The organism is Mycobacterium sp. 1245805.9, assembly GCF_001672915.1.
Classification (GTDB): Bacteria; Actinomycetota; Actinomycetes; order Mycobacteriales; family Mycobacteriaceae; genus Mycobacterium.
Genome location: NZ_LZKR01000097.1, coordinates 1 through 3,781 on the forward strand (window position 1 = coordinate 1; position 3,781 = coordinate 3,781).

A 3,781-nucleotide genomic window follows, 5' to 3' on the forward strand; every position below is an offset into this window, starting at 1 on the left:
CGGCCTCGGCGGCCACGGCGGCAACGGTTACGGCGCGCCCGGCCTGGCGTTCGGGGGCAACGGCAGCCAGGGCGGCTCCGGCGGCATCACGGACAAGTTCTCCGGTGGCACCGATAACCCCATCGGACCGGTCGGTAGCGCCGGGGGGCAGGGCGGCGGCGGCGGCGGCGGTGCCGGCGGCGCGGGCGGGTCGGGTTCAATCGCCGGCGCCACGGGGAACAACGGCGCTACGCACATTCCCTAGCGCGAGCGTGCGCAAAATGCCGGCCAACAGGGCGTGTCGCCGTACAGACACGCACGCTCGCCGGTGGCGACGGCCGCCTAGCCGAACGCCGTGTCCAGGATCTCCTGCTGCTCGACGGCGTGCACCTTCGACGAGCCCGACGACGGCGCCGACATCGCCCGGCGCGAGATGCGCTTGAGCCCGGTCAGCTTGTCCGGCAACAACTCCGGCAGCTCGAGCCCGAACCGCGGCCACGCGCCCTGGTTGGCCGGCTCCTCCTGCACCCAGAAGAACTCCTCGACGGCCGGGTAGCGGTCCAGCGTCTCGTTCAGCCGGCGCTTGGGCAGCGGGGCCAGTTGCTCGATGCGCACGATCGCGACGTCGTCGCGGTTGTCCTTGGCCTTGCGGGCCACCAGCTCGTAGTAGATCTTCCCGCTGGTCAGCAGGATCCGTCGGACCTTGCTGCGATCGCCGATGCCGTCCTCGTAGGTGGGTTCCTCGAGCACCGAGCGGAACTTGATCTCGGTGAAGTCCTTGATATCGCTGACCGCAGCCTTGTTGCGCAGCATCGACTTCGGCGTGAACACGATCAGCGGGCGCTGGATGCCGTCGAGCGCGTGCCGGCGCAACAGGTGGAAGTAGTTGGACGGCGTCGAGGGCATCGCGATGGTCATCGAGCCCTCCGCCCACAGCTGCAGGAACCGCTCGATGCGCCCCGAGGTGTGGTCGGGACCCTGGCCCTCGTGCCCGTGCGGCAGCAGCAGCACCACGTTGGACAGCTGGCCCCACTTGGCCTCGCCGGAGCTGATGAACTCGTCGATGATCGACTGCGCGCCGTTGACGAAGTCGCCGAACTGGGCCTCCCACAACACGAGTGCGTCCGGGTTGCCCACGGTGTAGCCGTACTCAAACCCGACAGCGGCGTACTCCGACAGCGGGGAGTCGTACACCAGGAACTTGCCGCCGGTCGGGGTGCCGTCGAGGTTGGTCGCCAGCAGCTGCAGCGGTGTGAACTCCTCGCCGGTGTGGCGGTCGATGATCACCGAATGCCGCTGGGAGAAGGTGCCGCGTCGGGTGTCCTGCCCGGACAGCCGCACCAGTTTGCCCTCGGACACCAGCGAACCCAGCGCCAGCAGCTCGCCGAACGCCCAGTCGATCTTGCCCTCGTAGGCCATCTCGCGGCGCTTTTCCAGCACCGGCTGCACCCGCGGGTGCGCGGTGAAACCGTCTGGCACGGAAAGGAAAGCGTCGCCGATGCGGGCCAGCAGCGACTTGTCCACCGCAGTGGCCAGCCCCGCCGGGACCGGCTGGTCGGCCTCCACCGACGCGCTGGGCTGCACGCCGTGCTTCTCCAGGTCGCGGACCTCGTTGAACACCCGCTCCAGCTGGCCCTGGTAGTCGCGCAGCGCGTCCTCGGCCTCCTTCAGCGAGATGTCGCCGCGGCCGATCAGGGCCTCGGTGTAGCTCTTGCGGGCCCCGCGCTTGGTGTCCACGACGTCGTACATGTACGGGTTGGTCATCGACGGGTCGTCGCCCTCGTTGTGGCCGCGGCGCCGGTAGCACAGCATGTCGATGATGACGTCCTTCTTGAACCGCTGCCGGAAGTCGACGGCCAACTGGGCGACCCACACGCAGGCCTCCGGGTCGTCGCCGTTGACGTGAAAGATGGGCGCCCCCACCATCTTTGCGACGTCGGTGCAGTATTCGCTGGACCTGGAGTACTCCGGCGCGGTGGTGAAGCCGATCTGGTTGTTGACGATGATGTGGATGGTGCCGCCGACGCGGTAACCGGGCAGGTTCGCCAGGTTCAGCGTCTCGGCGACGACCCCCTGCCCGGCGAACGCGGCGTCGCCGTGCAGCATCATCGGGACCACGGAGAAGGCCTTCTCGTCGCCGTCGTCCTCTGCGCCGTGGTTCAGCAGGTCCTGCTTGGCCCGGACCAGGCCCTCCAGCACCGGGTCGACGGCCTCCAGGTGTGACGGGTTGGCGGTCAGCGAAACCTGAATGTCGTTGTCGCCGAACATCTGCAGGTACACGCCGGTAGCGCCCAGGTGGTACTTCACGTCGCCGGAGCCGTGCGCCTGCGACGGGTTGAGGTTGCCCTCGAACTCGGAGAAGATCTGCGAGTACGGCTTTCCGACGATGTTGGCCAGCACGTTGAGCCGGCCGCGGTGCGGCATCGCGATGACCACCTCGTCGAGGCCGTGCTCGGCGCACTGGTCGATGGCCGCGTCCATCATCGGGATCACGCTTTCCGCGCCCTCCAGCGAAAACCGTTTCTGCCCAACGTATTTGGTCTGCAGGAACGTCTCGAAGGCCTCGGCGGCGTTGAGCTTGCTCAGGATGAACTTCTGTTCGGCCACGGTCGGTTTGACGTGCTTGGTCTCGACCCGCTCCTGCAGCCACGCCTGCTGTTCGGGCTCGAGGATGTGGGTGTACTCCACGCCGATGTGGCGGCAGTACGCGTCGCGCAGCAGGCCCAGCACGTCGCGCAGCTTCTTGTACTCGCAGCCGGCGAAGCCGTTGACCTTGAACACCCGGTCGAGGTCCCACAGCGTCAGGCCGTGGTTGAGGATCTCGAGGTCGGGGTGGCTGCGGAACCGGGTGCTGTCCAGTCGCAGGGGGTCGATGTCGGCCATCAGGTGCCCGCGGTTGCGGTAGGCCGCGATCAGCTCCATCACCCGGGCGTTCTTGTCGACGATCGAGTCCGGGTTGTCGGTGCTCCAGCGCACCGGCAGGTACGGGTTGCCCAGCTCGCGGAAGATCTCGTCCCAGAAATCGTCCGAGAGCAGCATCTCGTGGATGGTGCGCAGGAAGTCGCCGGACTCCGCGCCCTGGATGATGCGGTGGTCGTAGGTGGAGGTCAGGGTGATCAGCTTGCCGATGCCCAGCTCGGCGATGCGTTCCTCGCTGGCGCCCTGGAACTCGGCGGGGTACTCCATGGCGCCGACGCCGATGATGGCGCCCTGGCCGGCCATCAGCCGGGGCACCGAGTGCACGGTGCCGATGGTGCCCGGGTTGGTCAGCGAAATCGTCACGCCCGCAAAGTCTTCCGCGGTCAGCTTGCCGTCGCGGGCGCGGCGCACGATGTCCTCGTAGGCGGTGACGAACTGCGCGAACCGCAGCTCCTCGCAGCGCTTGATGCCCGCCACCACCAGGGACCGCTTGCCGTCCTTGCCCTGCAGGTCGATGGCCAGGCCGAGATTGGTGTGTGCGGGCGTGACCGCGGTCGGCTTGCCGTCGACCTCGGCGTAGTGGCGGTTCATGTTCGGGAACTGCTTGATCGCCTGCACCAGCGCGTAGCCCAGCAGGTGGGTGAACGAGATCTTGCCGCCGCGGGTGCGCTTGAGCTGGTTGTTGATGACGATCCGGTTGTCGATCAGCAGCTTGGCGGGGATGGCGCGCACGCTGGTGGCCGTCGGCACGTCCAGCGACGCGGACATGTTCTTGACGACGGCGGCGGCCGCGCCGCGCAGCACCTGCACCTCGTCGCCCTCGGCCGGCGGGGGAGCGGCGGGCTTGGGCGGCGCAGCCGGGGCCTGTCGCTTATTCACCTCT

Annotated in this window: 1 protein-coding gene and 1 pseudogene; one reads left to right on the top strand and one right to left on the bottom strand. The window is 68.1% G+C overall.

The window, feature by feature from the left end:
- Positions 1-244, top strand: a pseudogene (locus A9X00_RS31330) (hypothetical protein); the annotation flags it as partial.
- A gap of 77 nt (positions 245-321) precedes the next feature.
- Here the strand turns inward: A9X00_RS31330 and A9X00_RS14265 are convergent.
- On the bottom strand, positions 322-3,781 hold a 3,460-nt coding region (locus A9X00_RS14265), incomplete at its 5' end, for a multifunctional oxoglutarate decarboxylase/oxoglutarate dehydrogenase thiamine pyrophosphate-binding subunit/dihydrolipoyllysine-residue succinyltransferase subunit (protein WP_156772084.1).